The organism is Cupriavidus sp. SK-4 (assembly GCF_000611125.1).
Classification (GTDB): domain Bacteria; phylum Pseudomonadota; class Gammaproteobacteria; order Burkholderiales; family Burkholderiaceae; genus Cupriavidus; species Cupriavidus necator.
The window spans coordinates 36,852-53,316 of the sequence record NZ_JFJW01000078.1 but is presented as its reverse complement, the minus strand read 5'-3'; the positions used below and the strand labels follow the sequence as shown (position 1 = coordinate 53,316).

General features: G+C 68.7%; 14 protein-coding genes and 1 pseudogene. 6 read left to right on the top strand and 9 right to left on the bottom strand.

The window, feature by feature from the left end:
- From CF68_RS39170 to CF68_RS16990, 4 genes are all read right to left on the bottom strand, one after another.
- The coding region (locus CF68_RS39170) for a DUF6587 family protein (RefSeq protein ID WP_035820836.1) at positions 1-144 on the bottom strand (144 nt) is incomplete at its 3' end.
- A gap of 14 nt (positions 145-158) precedes the next feature.
- Positions 159-2,015: a ferrous iron transport protein B gene (gene feoB / locus CF68_RS17000; RefSeq protein WP_035820834.1), complete on the bottom strand. Its 1,857-nt coding sequence runs from the start codon at positions 2,013-2,015 to the stop codon at positions 159-161.
- A 16-nt stretch (positions 2,016-2,031) separates the two neighbouring features.
- Positions 2,032-2,346 carry a FeoA family protein gene (locus CF68_RS16995; RefSeq protein WP_035820831.1) on the bottom strand — a complete coding sequence of 105 codons (315 nt, stop codon included), beginning with the start codon at positions 2,344-2,346 and terminating at the stop codon, positions 2,032-2,034.
- A 523-nt stretch (positions 2,347-2,869) separates the two neighbouring features.
- Positions 2,870-3,790 carry a LysR substrate-binding domain-containing protein gene (locus CF68_RS16990; protein ID WP_035820830.1) on the bottom strand — a complete coding sequence of 307 codons (921 nt, stop codon included), beginning with the start codon at positions 3,788-3,790 and terminating at the stop codon, positions 2,870-2,872.
- Positions 3,791-3,910: 120 nt separating this feature from the next.
- Here CF68_RS16990 and CF68_RS16985 point away from each other — a divergent pair, with 120 nt between their 5' ends.
- The 3 genes from CF68_RS16985 to CF68_RS16975 all read left to right on the top strand — a co-directional run bounded on the left by CF68_RS16985 (position 3,911) and on the right by CF68_RS16975 (position 7,906).
- Positions 3,911-5,707: an acyl-CoA dehydrogenase family protein gene (locus tag CF68_RS16985; RefSeq protein WP_035820828.1), complete on the top strand. Its 1,797-nt coding sequence runs from the start codon at positions 3,911-3,913 to the stop codon at positions 5,705-5,707.
- Positions 5,708-5,789: 82 nt separating this feature from the next.
- Positions 5,790-6,764: a tripartite tricarboxylate transporter substrate binding protein gene (locus CF68_RS16980; RefSeq protein WP_013951795.1), complete on the top strand. Its 975-nt coding sequence runs from the start codon at positions 5,790-5,792 to the stop codon at positions 6,762-6,764.
- A gap of 20 nt (positions 6,765-6,784) precedes the next feature.
- A complete protein-coding gene (locus tag CF68_RS16975) occupies positions 6,785-7,906 on the top strand; it encodes a CaiB/BaiF CoA-transferase family protein (protein WP_035820826.1) in 1,122 nt (373 codons plus the stop codon).
- 179 nt (positions 7,907-8,085) lie between these two features.
- Here CF68_RS16975 and CF68_RS16970 read toward each other — a convergent pair whose 3' ends face one another.
- The 4 genes from CF68_RS16970 to CF68_RS16955 form a co-directional block, all read right to left on the bottom strand.
- Positions 8,086-9,786, bottom strand: a complete 1,701-nt coding sequence (locus CF68_RS16970; protein ID WP_035820824.1) for a lactate permease LctP family transporter — start codon at positions 9,784-9,786, stop codon at positions 8,086-8,088.
- A gap of 67 nt (positions 9,787-9,853) precedes the next feature.
- Complete coding sequence (locus tag CF68_RS16965; protein WP_035820822.1) at positions 9,854-11,299, bottom strand: LutB/LldF family L-lactate oxidation iron-sulfur protein; 1,446 nt, start codon at positions 11,297-11,299, stop codon at positions 9,854-9,856.
- The gene (locus CF68_RS16960; protein ID WP_035820819.1) at positions 11,296-11,997 is read right to left on the bottom strand and encodes an LUD domain-containing protein; all 702 of its coding nucleotides are present in this window, start codon (positions 11,995-11,997) and stop codon (positions 11,296-11,298) included. Before CF68_RS16960 ends, CF68_RS16965 begins: the two co-directional genes overlap by 4 nt.
- A complete protein-coding gene (locus tag CF68_RS16955) occupies positions 11,994-12,776 on the bottom strand; it encodes a (Fe-S)-binding protein (protein ID WP_035820817.1) in 783 nt (260 codons plus the stop codon). Before CF68_RS16955 ends, CF68_RS16960 begins: the two co-directional genes overlap by 4 nt.
- A gap of 180 nt (positions 12,777-12,956) precedes the next feature.
- Between CF68_RS16955 and CF68_RS16950 the strand changes: the two genes are divergently transcribed.
- Positions 12,957-13,628, top strand: coding sequence for a FadR/GntR family transcriptional regulator (locus CF68_RS16950; RefSeq protein WP_010814059.1), 672 nt, complete (start codon positions 12,957-12,959; stop codon positions 13,626-13,628).
- A 45-nt stretch (positions 13,629-13,673) separates the two neighbouring features.
- Here the strand turns inward: CF68_RS16950 and CF68_RS16945 are convergent, their stop codons facing one another.
- A complete protein-coding gene (locus CF68_RS16945; RefSeq protein ID WP_035820814.1) occupies positions 13,674-14,711 on the bottom strand; it encodes an AI-2E family transporter in 1,038 nt (345 codons plus the stop codon).
- A 203-nt stretch (positions 14,712-14,914) separates the two neighbouring features.
- Between CF68_RS16945 and CF68_RS16940 the strand changes: the two genes are divergently transcribed.
- Complete coding sequence (locus CF68_RS16940; protein WP_035820812.1) at positions 14,915-16,297, top strand: ethanolamine ammonia-lyase subunit EutB; 1,383 nt, start codon at positions 14,915-14,917, stop codon at positions 16,295-16,297.
- 10 nt (positions 16,298-16,307) lie between these two features.
- A pseudogene (locus tag CF68_RS38420) lies at positions 16,308-16,465 on the top strand (ethanolamine ammonia-lyase light chain EutC); the annotation flags it as partial.

Sequence of the window (16,465 nt, the reverse complement as noted above, 5' to 3'; positions counted from 1 at the left end):
GGCGGCGCTGCCGCCCAGGCGCGCGGCCAGCGCCGCCTTGACGCGCTCACGCGTGCGCGGCGCGTAGCGCGCGATCACCGACACCGCGCACGCCAGCACGATCAGCGGGACCAGCAGCGTTTCGATGGCGTGGTAGAGGGTCATGGCGGCGTGGTGCCTCAGCTGAACATCAGCGCGACGCGGTAGGTCACGAAGGCCGCCAGGTAGGCCAGCCCGGTCAGGTAGGCCGCCGACAGCGCCATCACCTTCCACGAGTCGGTCTCGCGCCGGATCACTGCCAGCGTGGAGATGCACTGCGGTGCGAACACGTACCAGGCCAGCAGCGACAGCGCGGTCGCCAGCGACCATTGCGCGGCGATCATCGGCGCCAGCTGCGTGGCCACGGTCTCTTCACTGCCTGACAGCGCGTAGACCGTTGCCAGCGCGCCCACCGCCACTTCGCGCGCGGCCAGGCCCGGCACCAGCGCGATGCAGATCTGCCAGTTGAAGCCCACCGGTGCGAACACCTTCTGCAGCGCATGGCCGATCATGCCCGCAAAGCTGTAGTCGATGGCCGGCGCGGTCGCGCCCACGGGCGCGGACGGGAAGGTCGACAGGAACCACAGCAGCACCGTCAGCGCCAGGATCACCTTGCCCACCCGCGACAGGAAGATGCGGGCACGCTCCCACAGGCCGATGGCCACGTCGCGCGGATTGGGGATGCGGTACGACGGCAGCTCCATCAGCAGCGGATGGTCGGTGCGGTCGCGGCGGAAGAACTTGAGCGCGTAGGCCACCACCAGCGCGCTGACGATGCCCGCCACGTACAGCGCGAACAGCACCAGCCCCTGCAGGTTGAACAGGCCCATCACGGTGCGCTCGGGGATGAAGGCGCCGATCAGCAGCGCATACACCGGCAGCCGTGCCGAGCAGGTCATCAGCGGCGCCACCAGGATGGTGGTGAGCCGGTCGCGCGGGTCCTGGATGGTGCGCGTGGCCATGATGCCGGGGATGGCGCAGGCAAAGCTGGACAGCAGCGGGATGAACGAGCGCCCCGACAGCCCCGCGCCCATCATCAGGCGGTCCAGCAGGAAGGCCGCGCGCGGCAGGTAGCCGGATTCCTCCAGCGTCAGGATGAACAGAAACAGGATCAGGATCTGCGGCAGGAACACCACCACGCTGCCCAGGCCTGCGACCAGGCCGTCGACCAGCAGGCTCTTGAGCATGCCGTCGGGCAGGTACGCGCCCAGCATCTCGCCGGCCCAGTGCACGCCGCCCTCGATGCCGTCCATCAACGGCTCGGCCCACGAGAACACCGCCTGGAACATCAGGAACAGCAGCACTGCCAGCAGCAGCAGGCCGATCACCGGATGCAGCACGATGCGGTCGAGGCGGTCATCCAGCGCGGCGGTGCGCGCCGGCATGCTGACCGCGGCCGCCAGCAGGCGGTTGACCTCGGCATGCACGTCAATGTCGTTGGCGGGTTCCGGCGTGGCCGGGGGGGCCGGCGGCAGGTTGTCGTCGAGCAGGCTGACCAGCGCCGCGGCGCCGTCGTGCTTCACCGCCACGGTGCTGACCACCGGCACGCCGAGCGCGGCCGACAGCTTGTCGCGGTCGATCTGGATGCCGCGCCGCGCGGCGGCGTCGCTCATATTGAGCACCACCACCATGGGCAGGCCCAGGCGGCGCAGTTCCAGCACGAAGCGCAGGTGCAGGCGCAGGTTGGTCGCATCGACCACCGACACCAGCAGGTCCGGGCGCTGCTCGCCGGCGCGCATGCCCAGGCAGACATCGCGCGTGATGGCTTCATCGAGGCTGGCCGCGTGCAGGCTGTAGGCGCCCGGCAGGTCCAGGATGCGCACCTGGCGCCCGGCCGGCGACACGAAGTAGCCTTCCTTGCGCTCGACGGTCACGCCCGCATAGTTGGCCACCTTCTGGCGGCTGCCGGTCAGGCGGTTGAACAGTGCGGTCTTGCCGCAATTGGGATTGCCGACCAGCGCAATGCGCAGGGCAGAAGTGGAAGGAGCTGCAGACATAATCCGGGGGGAAGGCTCAGGCAGTCCGTTTTGCGGACGGTTTGGCGGTCTGGTCGCCGCCCTGCGTGGCGGGGGCGATGCTGGTGACCGAGGCGCTGGCGACCTCTACGCCGATGCGTGCCGCTTCCGAGCGGCGCAGCGCAAAGCGGGTGAAGCCTACCTGTGCCACCAGCGGATCCATGCCGAAGGGGCCGTAGGCGATGATCTGCACGGCTTCACCGGGGACGAAGCCCAGTTCGCGCAGGCGGCGCGCGACCGGGTCTCCCGGGGTGGCGTCGTCCACCGATTGCACAACGGCGGGGGTGCGCCGTGGAAGTTCAGACAACCGCATCATGCTTCCAGTCCGTGGCGCGGTCTGCCGCCAAGCGGTCAGCGCGACCGCGCCGGGGTGTGTAAATGAAAATCGTTTTCATTGTATCGTAAATGAGGCATGACGTTGCCCCTCAAAGGGCGGGCACGCCGGCCCGCTGCCGCGTCATTGCGCCGCAGGAGGCAAATGATAACCGCTCGGGGTATGGGTGGCTGGGGGTGCGCGGGCGGGTAATGCTGGCTAGGCAACGTTTCCCAGCGTGGCGGTATCGAGGTTGGTGGTGTAGGCGGCGGGTCGCGCTGCGCCGCGATACGAGCGCGTGGCAATGTGTGGACATTTGGCGACAATATTGGACGCAAGTGTAGAAGGCTGCGCATGAATTCAGCCCGATGCATCACAGTTCGGCTTTGCGAAGCCGAATGCAGCCAGCTTCCTGCAGCGCCGATCAATTACTACATTTGCGTTATTGGATGCCGTAAGCGGGCAGGGTTAAGCTCCAAGCACGCTGAACACCCCGTTCCACGCGTACTTCCAAGCCATCGGTCTATGGACCGGTGGCTTTTTCTTTGGGGCTGCCCTTGGCGGCGGCTGTCATCTCCCGCACCGTGCCGACGAAATGGTCGCGCGCCGGATGGTCCGGCGCCGTCTTCCACGCGCAGTAGACCTCTGAGCGCACCGCCGCGTCTGCCAGCGGCCGGAACGCGGCCCCGGCCATGCCGGAGCGCGCCAGCGCCGCCGGCACCACCGCCACGCCCATTCCCTGCGACACCAGCGACACCACCGACAGCCAGTGCCGGACTTCATGCCGGATCTGCGGGTAGAAGCCCTGCGCCGCGCACATGTCGAAGATACGGCTGTAGTAGTCCGGCGAGGCCTTGCGCGAGAACAGCACGAACGGCTCGCCGCGCAATGCCGCCAGCGGCAACTCCGGCAGCGCGGCCAGCGCATGGTCGGCCGGCAGGCAGCAGACAAAGGGCTCGCTGTGCACCAGCGTTGCCTGCAGCGTATCCGGCACGCGGCCGCTGTGGATAAAGGCGGCGTCGAGCTCGTCGTGCAGCAGCGCGTCGATCTGCTCCTGTGAGTTGAGTTCGGTCAGCGCCACCTGGATGCCGGGATAGGCCGCCTGGAACGCGCGCAGCGTCTGCGGCAGCCCGCGATACAGCATCGAGCCGACAAAGCCCACCCGCAGCCGCCCGACCGCGCCCGCCTCGATCTCGCGTGCCAGCACCCGCGCCGCCTCGGCCTGCGCCAGCAGCGCCGTGGCCGATTCGCGGAAGGCGCGCCCGGCCGCGGTCAGCCGCACCCCGCGGCTGTCGCGGTCGAACAGCCGCGCCCCGACCGAGGCCTCCAGCTGCTGGATATTGAGCGACAGCGGCGGCTGGGAAATGGCAAGCCGGCGCGCGGCCCGGCCGAAGTGCAGTTCCTCGGCCAGCACGAGGAAGTAACGCAGGTGGCGGAATTCCATGGCGATACAGAAATTATATTGATCAAGCCAATTTTAGAATTAGACGCGAATCTTTGCGGTTCCAATAATGGAGGCCAAAGGGGCCGCAAGTCGGCACCAGCCAATTCCAGGAGACCAGCCATGCCGTCCAGCGCCGTGCGCGACACCACACTTCAAGCCCAATCCGCCGCACCGGCCGCTGCCCACCCGGTACCCGACCGCCAGGGCGGCAGCCTGCTTGCCGCCGACCCGTACTTGCGCGCGCTGCTGCCGCTCTACCTGCCGTCCGACCTGTTCAACCACCTGCTGCCGCACCTGGAGCGCATGGGTGCGCTGGCCGGCGGCGTGCTCGACGAACTGGCCGGCGTGGCCGACCGCCATCCCCCCGAACTCACCTACCGTACCCGCGCGGGCGTGGATGCGCAGCGCATCGACAAGCATCCGGCCTATGTGGAGATGGAGCGCGTGGCCTTTGCCGAATTCGGCCTGGCGGCGGCGTCGCACCGCGGCGGGGTGCTGGGCTGGGACAAGCCCATGCCGCCAGCGGCTAAGTATGCACTCACATATCTGTTTGTGCAGGCCGAGTTCGGCCTGTGCTGCCCGCTGTCGATGACCGATTCGCTGACGCGCACGCTGCGCAAGTTCGGCGACCCGGCGCTGGTCGAGCGCTTCCTGCCCAACCTGACTACGCAAGTCTTCGACGATCTCTACCAGGGCGCGATGTTCATGACCGAACAAGGCGCCGGCTCCGACGTCGCCGCCACTGCCACCCGCGCGGTGCGCGACGCTTCGGCCGAGGGCGGCTGGCGCCTGCTGGGCGACAAGTGGTTCTGCTCCAACCCCGATGCCGCGCTGGCGATGGTGCTGGCCCGCGTGGAGGATGAGGCCGGCAACGCCGTGCCGGGCCACAAGGGCGTGTCGCTGTTCCTGCTGCCGCGCAAGCTGGCCGATGGCAGCGACAACCACTACCGCATCATTCGCCTGAAGGACAAGCTGGGCACGCGCTCGATGGCCAGCGGCGAGATCCGGCTGGAAGGCGCCCATGCCTGGCTGGTCGGCGAACCCGGCCGCGGCTTCGTGCAGATGGCCGACATGATCAACAACTCGCGCCTGTCCAACGGCGTGCGCGCCGCCGGCCTGATGCGCCGCGCGCTGACCGAGGGCCTGTTCATCGCGCGCGAGCGCCAGGCCTTCGGCAAGCGCCTGCAGGACATGCCGCTGATGCGCCGCCAGCTGCTCAAGCTGACCCTGCCCACCGAGCAGGCGCGCACCATGGTGTTCCAGACCGCCGAGGCACTGCGCCGCGCCGATGCCGGCGAGGCCGACGCCTACCCGCTGATGCGCATCCTGACGCCGCTGATCAAGTTCCGCGCCTGCCGCGACGCGCGCAAGGTCACCGGCGACGCCATGGAGATTCGCGGTGGCTGCGGCTATATCGAGGAATGGAGCGATCCTCGCCTGGTGCGCGATGCCCATCTCGGCTCGATCTGGGAAGGCACCAGCAATATCGTCGCGCTCGACGTGCTGCGCGCGGTCCGCCGCGAAGGCGCGCTGCCGGTGCTGCAGGCGCACCTGGCCGGCCTGCTGGCCGATACGCCGATGCATGCGGCGGCGCGTGCCGTGTTCGAAGGCGCCATCGCCGCTGCGGCGAAGCTGGCCGCGCAAGCCGCTGATGCCGGCGCCGACGGCGAACTGCTGGCGCGCCAGGCGGCCTCGGCGCTGTACCACGTCACCAGCGCGGTGGCGATGGCTTGGGAGGCCGGGCGCATCGGCTCGGTGCGCCGCATGCGGCTGGCGCAGCTGGTGTTGCGCCACCGCGTGCTGCCGCAGGATCCGCTGGCCGCACAGGCCGAGCCCGAGTGGCTGGCCGAGACCGTCGCGCCGGCTGACGGCACCGTGCGCGCCGCCGGCGCGGTCGACCATGTCAACGTGTTCTGACCGGATCCACATCCGGCACCAATCCCTCCGCAACACCATCCCGCCACCAGCGGGAGACGTCCTATACCCAGGAGACAACGCCATGAAACTCTGGCACCGCGTAGCGGCCATCGCCGCCTGCTCGCTCTGTATTGCCCCCGCCTTCGCGCAGAAGGACTTTCCGTCCAAGCCGATCATGATGGTCGTCACCTACCCGCCGGGCGGCCCCACCGATGCCATGGCGCGCACGCTTGCCGCCGCGCTCAAGACTAGCCTGGGCCAGCCGGTGGTGGTGGAAAACCGCGCCGGCGCCGGCGGCAATATCGGCGCCGAGGTGGTGGCGCGCGCCGAGCCCGACGGCTACACGCTGATGTTCGGCACTTCGGCGCCGCTGGCGATCAACGTCAGCCTGTACCGCAAGATCAACTACGACCCGGTCAAGAGCTTTGCGCCGGTGATCCAGATCGGCCAGCTGCCCAATGTGCTGGTGGTCAACCCGTCCGTGCCGGCGAAGAACGTCACGGAGCTGATCGCCTATGGCAAGGCGCACCCGGGCAAGCTGACCTATGCCTCGTCCGGCAACGGCGCGTCGTCGCACCTGGCCGGGGTGCTGTTCAACAACGTCACCGGCACCGATTTCCAGCACATCCCGTACAAGGGCACCGGCCCCGCGCTGAACGACCTGCTGGGCGGGCAGGTCAGCATGACCTTCACCGACGTGCTGACCGCGATGCCCTTCATCAAGAGCGGCAAGGTGCGCGCGCTGGGCGTCACCACCAAGGCGCGCTCGCAGGCACTGCCGGATGTGCCGACCGTGGCCGAGCAGGGCGTGCCAGGCTTCGATGTATCGGTGTTCTTCGGCGTGGTCGCACCCGCCGGCACGCCGCCCGAAGTGATCGGCAAGCTCAACCGTGCCTTTGCCGATGCGCTCAAGCAGCCCGAGGTGCGCAAGACCCTGCAGGCGCAGGGCCTGGAGTTCGCGCCGTCGACCACGCCCGAGCAGCTTGGCGGCTTCGTCAAGGCCGAGGTCGGCAAGTGGCGCGCCGTGGTGCAGAAGTCCGGCGCCCAGCTTGACTGAACCGCACAGGAAAACCAGCCATGACCCAAACCAGCCCCGGCGCGCTCGCCGGCATCCGCGTGGTCGACCTGTCGCGCATCCTGGGCGGCCCATACTGCGGCCAGATCCTGGGCGACCATGGTGCCGACGTGCTCAAGATCGAACCGCCGCAAGGCGACGACACCCGCACCTGGGGGCCGCCGTTCAAGGACGGCGTGGCCTCTTACTACTTCGGCCTGAACCGCAACAAGCGAGTGATGCGGCTGGACCTGACCGCCGAGGCCGATCGTGAGGTCCTGCTTGCGCTGCTGGCCGAGGCCGACGTGCTGGTCGAGAACTTCAAGACCGGCACCATGGAGAAGTGGGGGCTGGGCTACGATACACTGTCCGCGCGCTTCCCGCGGCTGGTCCATTGCCGCGTGTCCGGCTTCGGCGCCGATGGCCCGCTGGGCGGCCTGCCCGGCTACGACGCCGCCATCCAGGCCATGTCAGGCATCATGAGCATCAACGGCGAGGCCGATGGCGATCCGCTGCGCGTGGGTTTGCCGGTGGTGGACATGGTGACCGGCCTGAACGCCGTGATCGGCGTGCTGCTGGCACTGCAGGAGCGCGCGCGCAGCGGGCGCGGCCAGTTCGTCGAGGCCGCGCTCTATGACTCCGGCCTGTCGCTGCTGCATCCGCATGCGGCCAACTGGTTCATGAGCGGCAAGACGCCACAGCGCACCGGCAATGCGCATCCCAACATCTATCCGTACGACACGGTGGCGACCGCCACGGACCCGATCTTCCTGGCGGTGGGCAACGACCGGCAGTTCCGCATCCTGTGCGAGCACCTGCGGCTGCCTGCGCTGGCCGATGACGAGCGCTATGCCACGGCGGGCGCGCGCTCGGTGAACCGCGTTGCGCTGAAGGCGGAACTGGAAGCCAGGCTGTGCGAGTTCGATGGCAAGGTGCTGGCCGACGAGCTGGTGGCCGCGGGCGTGCCCTGCGCGCCGGTGCTGTCAGTGGCCGATGCCTTGCAGCATCCGCATACGCAGCACCGCGAGATGGTGGTGGAGATGGAGGGTGGCTACCAGGGGCTGGGTGCGCCGATCAAGCTGAGCCGGACGCCGGCGACGTACAGGTATGCGCCGCTCACCGAGGGGAACGACTTCCTCGAATAGGCGCGACGTGGCCGGCTCGCACCGCTGGTTTGCTCCCCTCTCCCGCTTGCGGGAGAGGGGCAGGGGGTGAGGGCAGGCGGTGGCATACCAACGGCCTGAGCTTCGTGGAAAATCTGGCCCTCACCCCAACCCTCTCCCGCACGCGGGAGAGGGAGCACACAATCGGTGATGCTTAGGCGTCAGCCCGGGATCATCCCCGGCAACAGGTAAGCCTGCACCACCGTCATGATGCCGATGATCACGGCAAACAGCAGGCTGTGCTTGACCGTGAAGCGGAACAGCTCCGACTCCTTGCCCACCAGCCCGGTCGCCGCGCAGGCCACGGCGATGGATTGCGGCGAAATCATCTTGGCCGTGACGCCGCCGGTGGTGTTGGCGGCGACCAGCAGTGTGTCCGACACGCCGATCTGATGCGCCGTGGTGTTCTGCAGCGCGCAGAAGAGCGCGTTGGACGAAGTGTCAGAGCCAGTCAGGAACACCCCCAGCCAGCCCAGGAACGGCGAGAAGAACGGGAAGGCCGCGCCGGTGCCGGCCAGCAGCAGTGCCAGTGTCGACGACATGCCGGAGTAGTTGGCGACAAAGGCGAACGCCAGCACCAGGCCGATCGACAGCACCGGGCGCGCCAGTTCCACCAGGGTCTCGGCAAAGGTGGCCAGCAGCGTGCGCGGCTTCATGCGCAGCAGCACCGCCGAGATCAGCGCGGTCAGCAGGATGGCGGTGCCGACGGCGGAGAGCAGGTCGAGCTTCAGCACCGCGTCATAGGCCTTGGGCGTGGCCACGATCGGCGCGGCCTTGATCACCATCTGGTCCAGCCCCGGGATCTTGAACTTCAGCACCGTGCCCGCCATGGCGCCGTTGGCGGCAAACAGCGCCTTGAACGGCTGCAGGCTCCACACCGTGACGACCGCGGTCAGGATGCCGAACGGCGCCCACGCGCGCAGCGTCTGCGCCAGGGTGTAGGGCGAAGCCTTGCGGCTGGACATCGCACTGCCGAAACCGCCGCCGAAGCCCGCCAGCGCGACGGTGCCGCCGCTGACATTGCCGCCGGCACGCTGCGACGCGCTGCGCGGCTGCCATACCTTCAGGAACGCGGCCAGCGACACCAGGCTGACCAGCGCCGAGGTGATGTCCGGCAGCTCGGGCCCGATATGGTTGGACGTGAAGTACTGCGTCACGGCAAAGCTGCCGCCGCACACCAGCGCCGCCGGCCAGGTTTCGCGCACGCCCTTGGCGCCGTCCATCATGAACACCAGCCAGAACGGCACCAGCAACGACAGCAGCGGCAGCTGGCGGCCGGCCATGGCGCCGATATGGAAGGGATCGATGCCCGTGACCTGACCCGCCACGATGATGGGGATGCCCATTGCGCCGAACGCCACCGGCGCGGTATTGGCGATCAGACACAGGCCCGCCGCATATAGCGGGTTGAAGCCCAGGCCCACCAGCAGCGCCGCGGTGATCGCCACCGGCGCGCCGAAGCCCGCCGCGCCTTCCAGGAAGGCGCCGAAGGCAAAGCCGATCAGCAGCATCTGCAGGCGCTGGTCGTCGGTGATCGACAGCACCGAGGCGCGGATCACGTCGAACTGGCCGGTCTTGACCACGATCTTGTAGAGGAATACCGCGGTCACGATGATCCACGCGATCGGCCACAGCCCATAGGCAAAACCGAAGCCGGCCGAGGCCAGCGCCTGCTGCGCGGGCATGCCATAGGCGAAGATCGCCACGGCCAGCGCCAATAGCAGCGTCACGGCCGCGGCGACATGGCCCTTCATGCGCCAGACGGCCAGCGCAATGAAGAAGAACAGGATGGGAATGGCTGCCGCCAGCGACGACAGCCACAGGCTGCCCAGCGGTGTATAGAGTTGGGTCCAGGGTTGCACGGTTAGTCTCCTGCTTTGGTGGTGTTTCGGGAAATCTTTGTATTGTTTGCAAGCACTGCGTGAAGGCCTACTCCGGCTGCCCCTTCTCCTTCAGCAAATCCGCCAGGCTCTTTGCCGCCGGCTTCAGCGGCGTGCGGTGCTGCGTCCAGCCCATCTGCTTCGACGGCGTCAGCGCGCGCAGCCGCGTGGCGGCCCAGCGGAACAACCGGTACGTCGCCGGGTGCGAATACGCGCCGCTCCAGAAGCGCCACACCAGGTGCTCGCCGCGGCTGTACTTGGCGCCCTGGCCGCGCAGCGGGTTGGCGACCTGCTCTTCCGGATCGCGGTTGGCCTCGGTGCGCAGGCGCACCAGCAATTGCGGAATCGGGATGCGCACCGGGCACACCTCGCCGCAGGCGCCGCACAGGCTCGACGCGGTGGCCAGGTCGGCGGTGGCGTCCAGCCCCAGCAGGTGCGGCGAGATGATCTTGCCGATGGGGCCGGGATAGGTCGTGCCGTAGGCGTGGCCGCCGATGCGCGTGTAGACCGGGCAGTGGTTCATGCACGCGCCGCAGCGGATGCATTGCAGCGTGGCGCGCAGCTGCGTGTCGGCATAGGCCTGGGTGCGGCCGTTGTCGAGCAGCACCAGGTGGACCTCGCGCGGGCCGTCGCGCTCGCCGGCGCGGCGCGGCCCGGAGATCAGGTTGAAGTACGTGGTGATCGCCTGCCCGGTGGCCGAGCGCGTCAGCAGCGTGGACAGCGGCACGATGTGCTCCAGCCTGGCCACGACCTTCTCCATGCCCATGATGGCGATGTGCACGTCGGGCACGGTGGTGGAAAGCCTGCCGTTGCCCTCGTTCTCCACCAGCCACAGCGTGCCGGTGTCGGCCGCGGCGAAGTTCACGCCGGACAAGCCGATATCCGCTTCGACAAAGGCCTGGCGCAGCGCACGGCGGCCGGTCTGGATCAGCGCGTCGACATCCTCGGTATAGGGCGTGTCGGGGATATGCGCCTGGAACAGCTGCGCGATATCGCCCTTGGTCTTGTGGATCGCCGGCATCACGATATGCGAGGGCTTCTCGCCGGCCAGCTGGACGATGTACTCGCCCATGTCCGACTCGATGCAGTCCACGCCGCGCTCGGCCAGGTAATGGTTCAGCTCGATCTCCTCGCTGGCCATCGACTTGCCCTTGATCACGCGCTGCGCCTGCTTCGATGCCGCGATGCGGTGGATGATCGCGTTGGCTTCGTCGGCATTCTCGGCCCAGTGCACCTGCACGCCAGCGGCGGTGAGCGTTGCCTCCAGCTGCACCAGCAGGTCCGGCAGGTTGGCCAGCGCGTGCTGGCGCACGGCCTCGCCCAGGTCGCGCAGGCGTTCCAGCTCATCCGCGTCAGGGAACTGCGCCAGGCGCTTGCCCTGCAGGAAGTCCATCGCGCCGCGGAAGCTCTGGCGCAGCTTGGGGTCGTCCAGCGCCTCGCGGGCGCGTGACTTGAAGTCCTGCGGCGGAACAAAATTCAGTGCGTGCTGGCTCATTGCCCGGCCTCCGCAGTGTCGGTCTCGATGATGACCCACAGCCGGCGCGGACCATGCGCGCCGTAGGCCAGCGTCTGCTGGATGTCGGAGGTCTTGGACGGGCCGGAGATCAGCACCAGGTTGGTCGGCATGCCGTCGGACCAGCGTTCGGTGCGCGCGGCCATATGCAGGTCGGCGTGCAGCGTCGAGGCGCGCACCAGCGCGACATGCAGCGGCGGCACCAGCGACACCGTGCGTGGCGAGCCGGCATCGGGCGCGACCACCAGCGTGCCGGTGGCGGCAATGCCGGAGCGCGCCACGGTGAAGCCGGCATCGACGCTGTCGAACAGTTCCGCCTTCCAGGCTTCGATCGGGCGGTCGTAGCCGATGGCTTCGATATGGGCCGGCAAGGCGGCCGCCAGCGCGGCACCGGCCTGGCTGGCGGGATCAAGCAGCAGGCGCTTGACGCCGGCATTGGCCAGCTCGGTGGCCAGCAATGCGGGCCAGGCCGCCTCGCTGGCGCACCAGACCTCGGCATGCAGGCCTTGCAGTGCCGCCTGCATCGCGCCGGTCAGTTCGCCAACGGCTGGCGTGCCGTGCCGGCGTGCTTCGAAATGGCCGTCGATGCGGCGGTCGAGTTCCGCTGTGCCTGGGGAAGGCGCAGGCGCGGCGGCGCGCAGCCGGCCGAGCATGCGTTCGCGGGCGCCGGGCGTGCTCATGCGGCACCTCCGGTACGGCGCCACAGGAAAGTGGCCAGGTGCTCCACCTGCAGCGGGGCGCGGTCATGCGCCGCGGTATGGCCGATATTGAGCAGGCAGCCGCAGTCGGCCGAGACCAGCCGGTCGCAGCCGGTGGCGCAGGCCGAGGCCACCTTGTCGCGCACCATGGCGCCGGAGATATCGGGATGCTTGAGCGAGAAGGTGCCGCCGAAGCCGCAGCATTCTGACTCGCGTTCATGCTCCACGCGGGTCACGCCCGGCAGCGCGTCGACCAGGGCCACGCCGTGCTGGCGCGTACCCATTTCTCGACGGGCGCCGCACGAGGTATGCAGCACGATGCGCTCCTGCGGCTGGCCCGCCACTGCGGCATCGCCAAAGTCCACCTTCAGCACATGCAGCAGGAACTCGCCCAGCTCATAGATGCGCCCGGCCAGTTCCAGTGCCTTGGGGCCGGCCACCGGATCGTCGGCAAAGAGCTGCGGCCAGTGGTGGCGCATCATGCCCGCGCACGAGCCCGACGGCACGATCACCGGCCAGGGCTGGCTGAACAGGTCGAGTTGGGCGCGCGCCACCGAACGGGCCGCGTCGGGGTTGCCGCTGCTGTAGGCGGGCTGGCCGCAGCAACTCTGGCCGCGCGGGAAGTGCACGGTGAGCCCTTCGCGCTCAAGCAGCCGCACGGCGTCGAGGCCGGCCTGCGGCACGAACATGTCGACCAGGCAGGTGGCAAACAGGTAGGCCTGCGTGGAGGCAGGGCCGGTGGGGTACTGACGAACCTTCATGTCTCGCTCCGGACGTGCTGGGGTCGCACGTTTCGGCGCATAATTCCCGCTTCCGCGCGGCGCTACAAATTGGTTGGACCAATCTGCCCGGCGACCCGCGCAAGCTCAGGAGCGAGGACACACGGCATGACGGCAGCGGCAGCAAGGCACGGGCGTACCCGCGGACGCGTGGAGTCGGTCATGCGCCGGATCGAGACCGCGCTGCTCGACGGCACCTGGCCGCCCGGCACGCGGCTGCCGGCCGAACGGGTGCTGGCCGGGCAATACGAGGTGGCGCGCAACACCGTGCGCGAGGCGATCCAGCGCCTGGCCGCGCGTGGCCTGCTGCAGAGCCGGCGCGGTGCCGGGGTCTACGCCACCGACCAGCTGCGCGCCGGCATTGCCTCGCCCTGGGGCCAGCTGGTGGCCGACCACCCCGCGCTGCGCGACGACATCCTGGAATTCCGCCGCGTGCTGGAGGGCGCGACTGCGTATTTTGCGGCGCTGCGCGCGGATGCCGCCGACGTCAAGCGCATCCGCGCCCTGATGGCTGAACTGGAACGCGCGCGTGCCGCCGACGACAAGCAGGCAGAGGCCGATGCCGATGCGCAGCTGCATGACGCCATCGCCCAGGCCTCGCACAACACCATGTTCCTGCACCTGCATACCAGCGTGATCGGCATGCTTCGCGAGCACATCACCATCAACGGCACCGGCCTGCGCGAACAGGACGACGGCGCGTCAGACCTGCTGTTGCTGCAGCACCGCACGCTGTGCGATGCGATTTGCGCGCGCCGCCCGGAAGAGGCGCGCACCGCCATGCAGACCCATATCGACTTCGTGCGCAGCCGGGTGGAGCAGGACGGCGCCTGAGCCGGCATTGGTCCTACCACCGCCGCGGCGAGCCGGCTGCGGCACTCAGATCAGCCCGGCGCCGGCCAGTTCCCGCTTCAGGTAGGCGTAGAAGATCGGTCCGGCGATCACGCCCGGGATGCCGAACAGCGTTTCCATCAGCAGCATCACCATCAGCAGTTCCCACGCCGCGGCCTGGATGCGCGCCCCGATGATGCGCGCGTTCAGGAAGTACTCCAGCTTGTGGATCACCACCAGGAACACCAGCGACGCCACCGCGATCGGCAGTGACACCGACAGCGAGGCCACCACGATGGCCGTATTGGAAATCAGGTTGCCCAGCACCGGCAGCAGCCCGGCAATGAAGGTGATCACCACCAGCGTCTTGGTCAGCGGCAGGTGCACGCCAAAGAGCGGCAGCACCAGCAGCAGGTAGATCGCCGTCAGCACGGTGTTGATGGTGGAGATCTGGATCTGCGCGAAGATGAACTGCGAGAACGCCTGCTGCAGCGTGCGTGCGCGCGCCACCAGCGCCGCGGCCAGCGGCCGGCGGTTGGGCCGCGCCACCGCGCGGTACAGCGCCACCATCGCGCCGATCACCAGCCCGATCAGGATATGCACCAGCGTGCGCAGCACCTCGGCGCCCAGCTTCTGCGCCATCGCAGCATGCTCGCGCAGCGTCTCGATCAGCGTGTTGGCCAGTTCGTCCACGCCGTTGGGCAGCGCATCGCTGAGCCACGGCGGCATCTGCTCGCGCGAGCGGTCGATGATGTCGGCCACATGGTTGAGCAGCCCGTCCAGGGTATTGCCCTCGCCGCTGACAAAGCGCACCAGCAGCCAGCCCGCCAGCGTCAGCCCCAGCAGGATCAGCGCCGACAGGATGGCCACGGCCAGCGCGTCGTGGCGCTGGTGCAGGCGCTGCAGGCGCGGCGCCAGCACGTCCACCAGCGAGTACAGCAGCAGCCCGGACAGCAATGCCGCCACCAGGTTGGCGTGGAGCACGGTCCACAGCGCCAGGGCGGTCAGCAGGTAGGCGACGGTGCCGACGCTGTACCACGCAGCCGGCAGCAGGCGCGGGGTGGTGGTCGGGTCGGGGTCTTTCATCGGGGTCTCCGGCATGCAATTTGCTCAAATTTATTCTGAATTCTCGCTGATCCAGATGTTGTTCCTGAGTCAGGCCGTGTGCGCTGAGGCGATGTTGGCATCACGGCACACGCAAAGGCTGTCTATATTAGGGGGAATCGCGCCCGGCAAGGCGCCCGGCGCACCGCTGTCATCGTTTTCCCCAGAGTCCAGGAACGGAACGCATGGCCTACACCCACACCATCGGCACCCACCGCCACGTCTTTGCCGACCTGCGCACGCTGCTGGCCCGGGCCAGCCCGGCGCGCTCCGGCGACGCGCTGGCGGGCGTTGCCGCGGCCAGCGAGCAGGAGCGGATGGCCGCGCGGCTGGCGCTGGCGGAGGTGCCGCTCAAGCAGTTCCTGACCGAGGCGCTGGTGCCGTACGAGGACGACGAGGTCACGCGCCTGATCCTGGACCGGCACGATGGCGCGGCCTTTGCCGCCATCGGCGCCACCACCGTGGGCGACCTGCGCAACTGGCTGCTGCTGCATGAAACCGACAGCGCCACGCTGGCGCGGGTGGCGCCGGGCGTCACCCCGGAGATGGCCGCCGCGGTCAGCAAGCTGATGCGCAACCAGGACCTGGTGGCGGTGGCGCGCAAGTGCCAGGTGGTGACGCGCTTTCGCAGCACGGTGGGGCTGCCGGGCCGGCTCTCGGTGCGGCTGCAGCCCAACCACCCGACCGACGATCCCAAGGGCATTGCCGCGTCGATCATCGACGGGCTGCTCTATGGCTGCGGCGATGCCACCATCGGCGTCAACCCGGCTTCGGACAACCTGGGCGCCATCGTCTCGCTGCTGCGCATGATCGACGAGCTGCGCAGCCGCTTCGACATTCCCACGCAATCCTGCGTGCTGACCCATGTCACCAACACCCTGCGCGCGATCGGGCAGGGCGCGCCGGTGGACCTGGTGTTCCAGTCCGTGGCCGGCAGCGAGCGCGCCAATGCGGCCTTCGGCATCAGCCTGTCGCTGCTGGCCGAGGCGCACGACGCCGCGCAGGCGCTGGCGCGGGGCACCGTTGGCGACAACCTGATGTACTTCGAGACCGGGCAGGGCAGCGCGCTGTCGGCCAATGCGCACCACGGCGTCGACCAGCAGACCATGGAGGCGCGCGCCTACGCGGTGGCGCGCGCGTTCTCGCCGCTGCTGGTCAATACGGTGGTGGGCTTTATCGGACCCGAATACCTGTACGACGGCAAGCAGATCATCCGCGCCGGTCTGGAAGACCACTTCTGCGGCAAGCTGATGGGGGTGCCGATGGGCTGCGACGTCTGCTACACCAACCATGCCGAGGCCGACCAGGACGACATGGACACGCTGCTGACGCTGTTCGGCGTGGCCGGCATCAATTTCATCATGGGCGTGCCCGGTGCCGACGACATCATGCTGAACTACCAGAGCACCTCGTTCCACGATGCGCTGTACCTGCGCGAGGTGCTGGGGCTGCGCCCCGCGCCGGAGTTCGAGGCCTGGCTGCAGCGCATGGGCATTGCCGATGCAAGCGGCAGGCTGCTCGAGCCCGCCGCGCGCCAGCCGCTGCTGCAGATGGCCCACAGCCTGTAAGGTGCAGCCGATGACGGCCAGACGCCCGCCTCCCGCCGCTCCTGCCAACGCCGATGTCGACCCGTGGCAACGCCTGCGCCAGTTCACGCGCGCGCGCGTAGCGCTGGGCCGTACCGGCCACAGCCAGACCACCGATGCGGTACTGGCCTTCGGACTGGCCCATGCGCA

Excerpts from the sequence above, each read along its gene's own strand:
- feoB (WP_035820834.1), bottom strand. The coding sequence starts at position 2,015 with ATGTCTGCAGCTCCTTCCACTTCTGCCCTGCGCATTGCGCTGGTCGGC.
- CF68_RS16995 (WP_035820831.1), bottom strand. The coding sequence starts at position 2,346 with ATGCGGTTGTCTGAACTTCCACGGCGCACCCCCGCCGTTGTGCAATCG.
- CF68_RS16990 (WP_035820830.1), bottom strand. The coding sequence starts at position 3,790 with ATGGAATTCCGCCACCTGCGTTACTTCCTCGTGCTGGCCGAGGAACTG.
- CF68_RS16985 (WP_035820828.1), top strand. The coding sequence starts at position 3,911 with ATGCCGTCCAGCGCCGTGCGCGACACCACACTTCAAGCCCAATCCGCC.
- CF68_RS16980 (WP_013951795.1), top strand. The coding sequence starts at position 5,790 with ATGAAACTCTGGCACCGCGTAGCGGCCATCGCCGCCTGCTCGCTCTGT.
- CF68_RS16975 (WP_035820826.1), top strand. The coding sequence starts at position 6,785 with ATGACCCAAACCAGCCCCGGCGCGCTCGCCGGCATCCGCGTGGTCGAC.
- CF68_RS16965 (WP_035820822.1), bottom strand. The coding sequence starts at position 11,299 with ATGAGCCAGCACGCACTGAATTTTGTTCCGCCGCAGGACTTCAAGTCA.
- CF68_RS16960 (WP_035820819.1), bottom strand. The coding sequence starts at position 11,997 with ATGAGCACGCCCGGCGCCCGCGAACGCATGCTCGGCCGGCTGCGCGCC.
- CF68_RS16955 (WP_035820817.1), bottom strand. The coding sequence starts at position 12,776 with ATGAAGGTTCGTCAGTACCCCACCGGCCCTGCCTCCACGCAGGCCTAC.
- CF68_RS16950 (WP_010814059.1), top strand. The coding sequence starts at position 12,957 with ATGCGCCGGATCGAGACCGCGCTGCTCGACGGCACCTGGCCGCCCGGC.
- CF68_RS16945 (WP_035820814.1), bottom strand. The coding sequence starts at position 14,711 with ATGAAAGACCCCGACCCGACCACCACCCCGCGCCTGCTGCCGGCTGCG.
- CF68_RS16940 (WP_035820812.1), top strand. The coding sequence starts at position 14,915 with ATGGCCTACACCCACACCATCGGCACCCACCGCCACGTCTTTGCCGAC.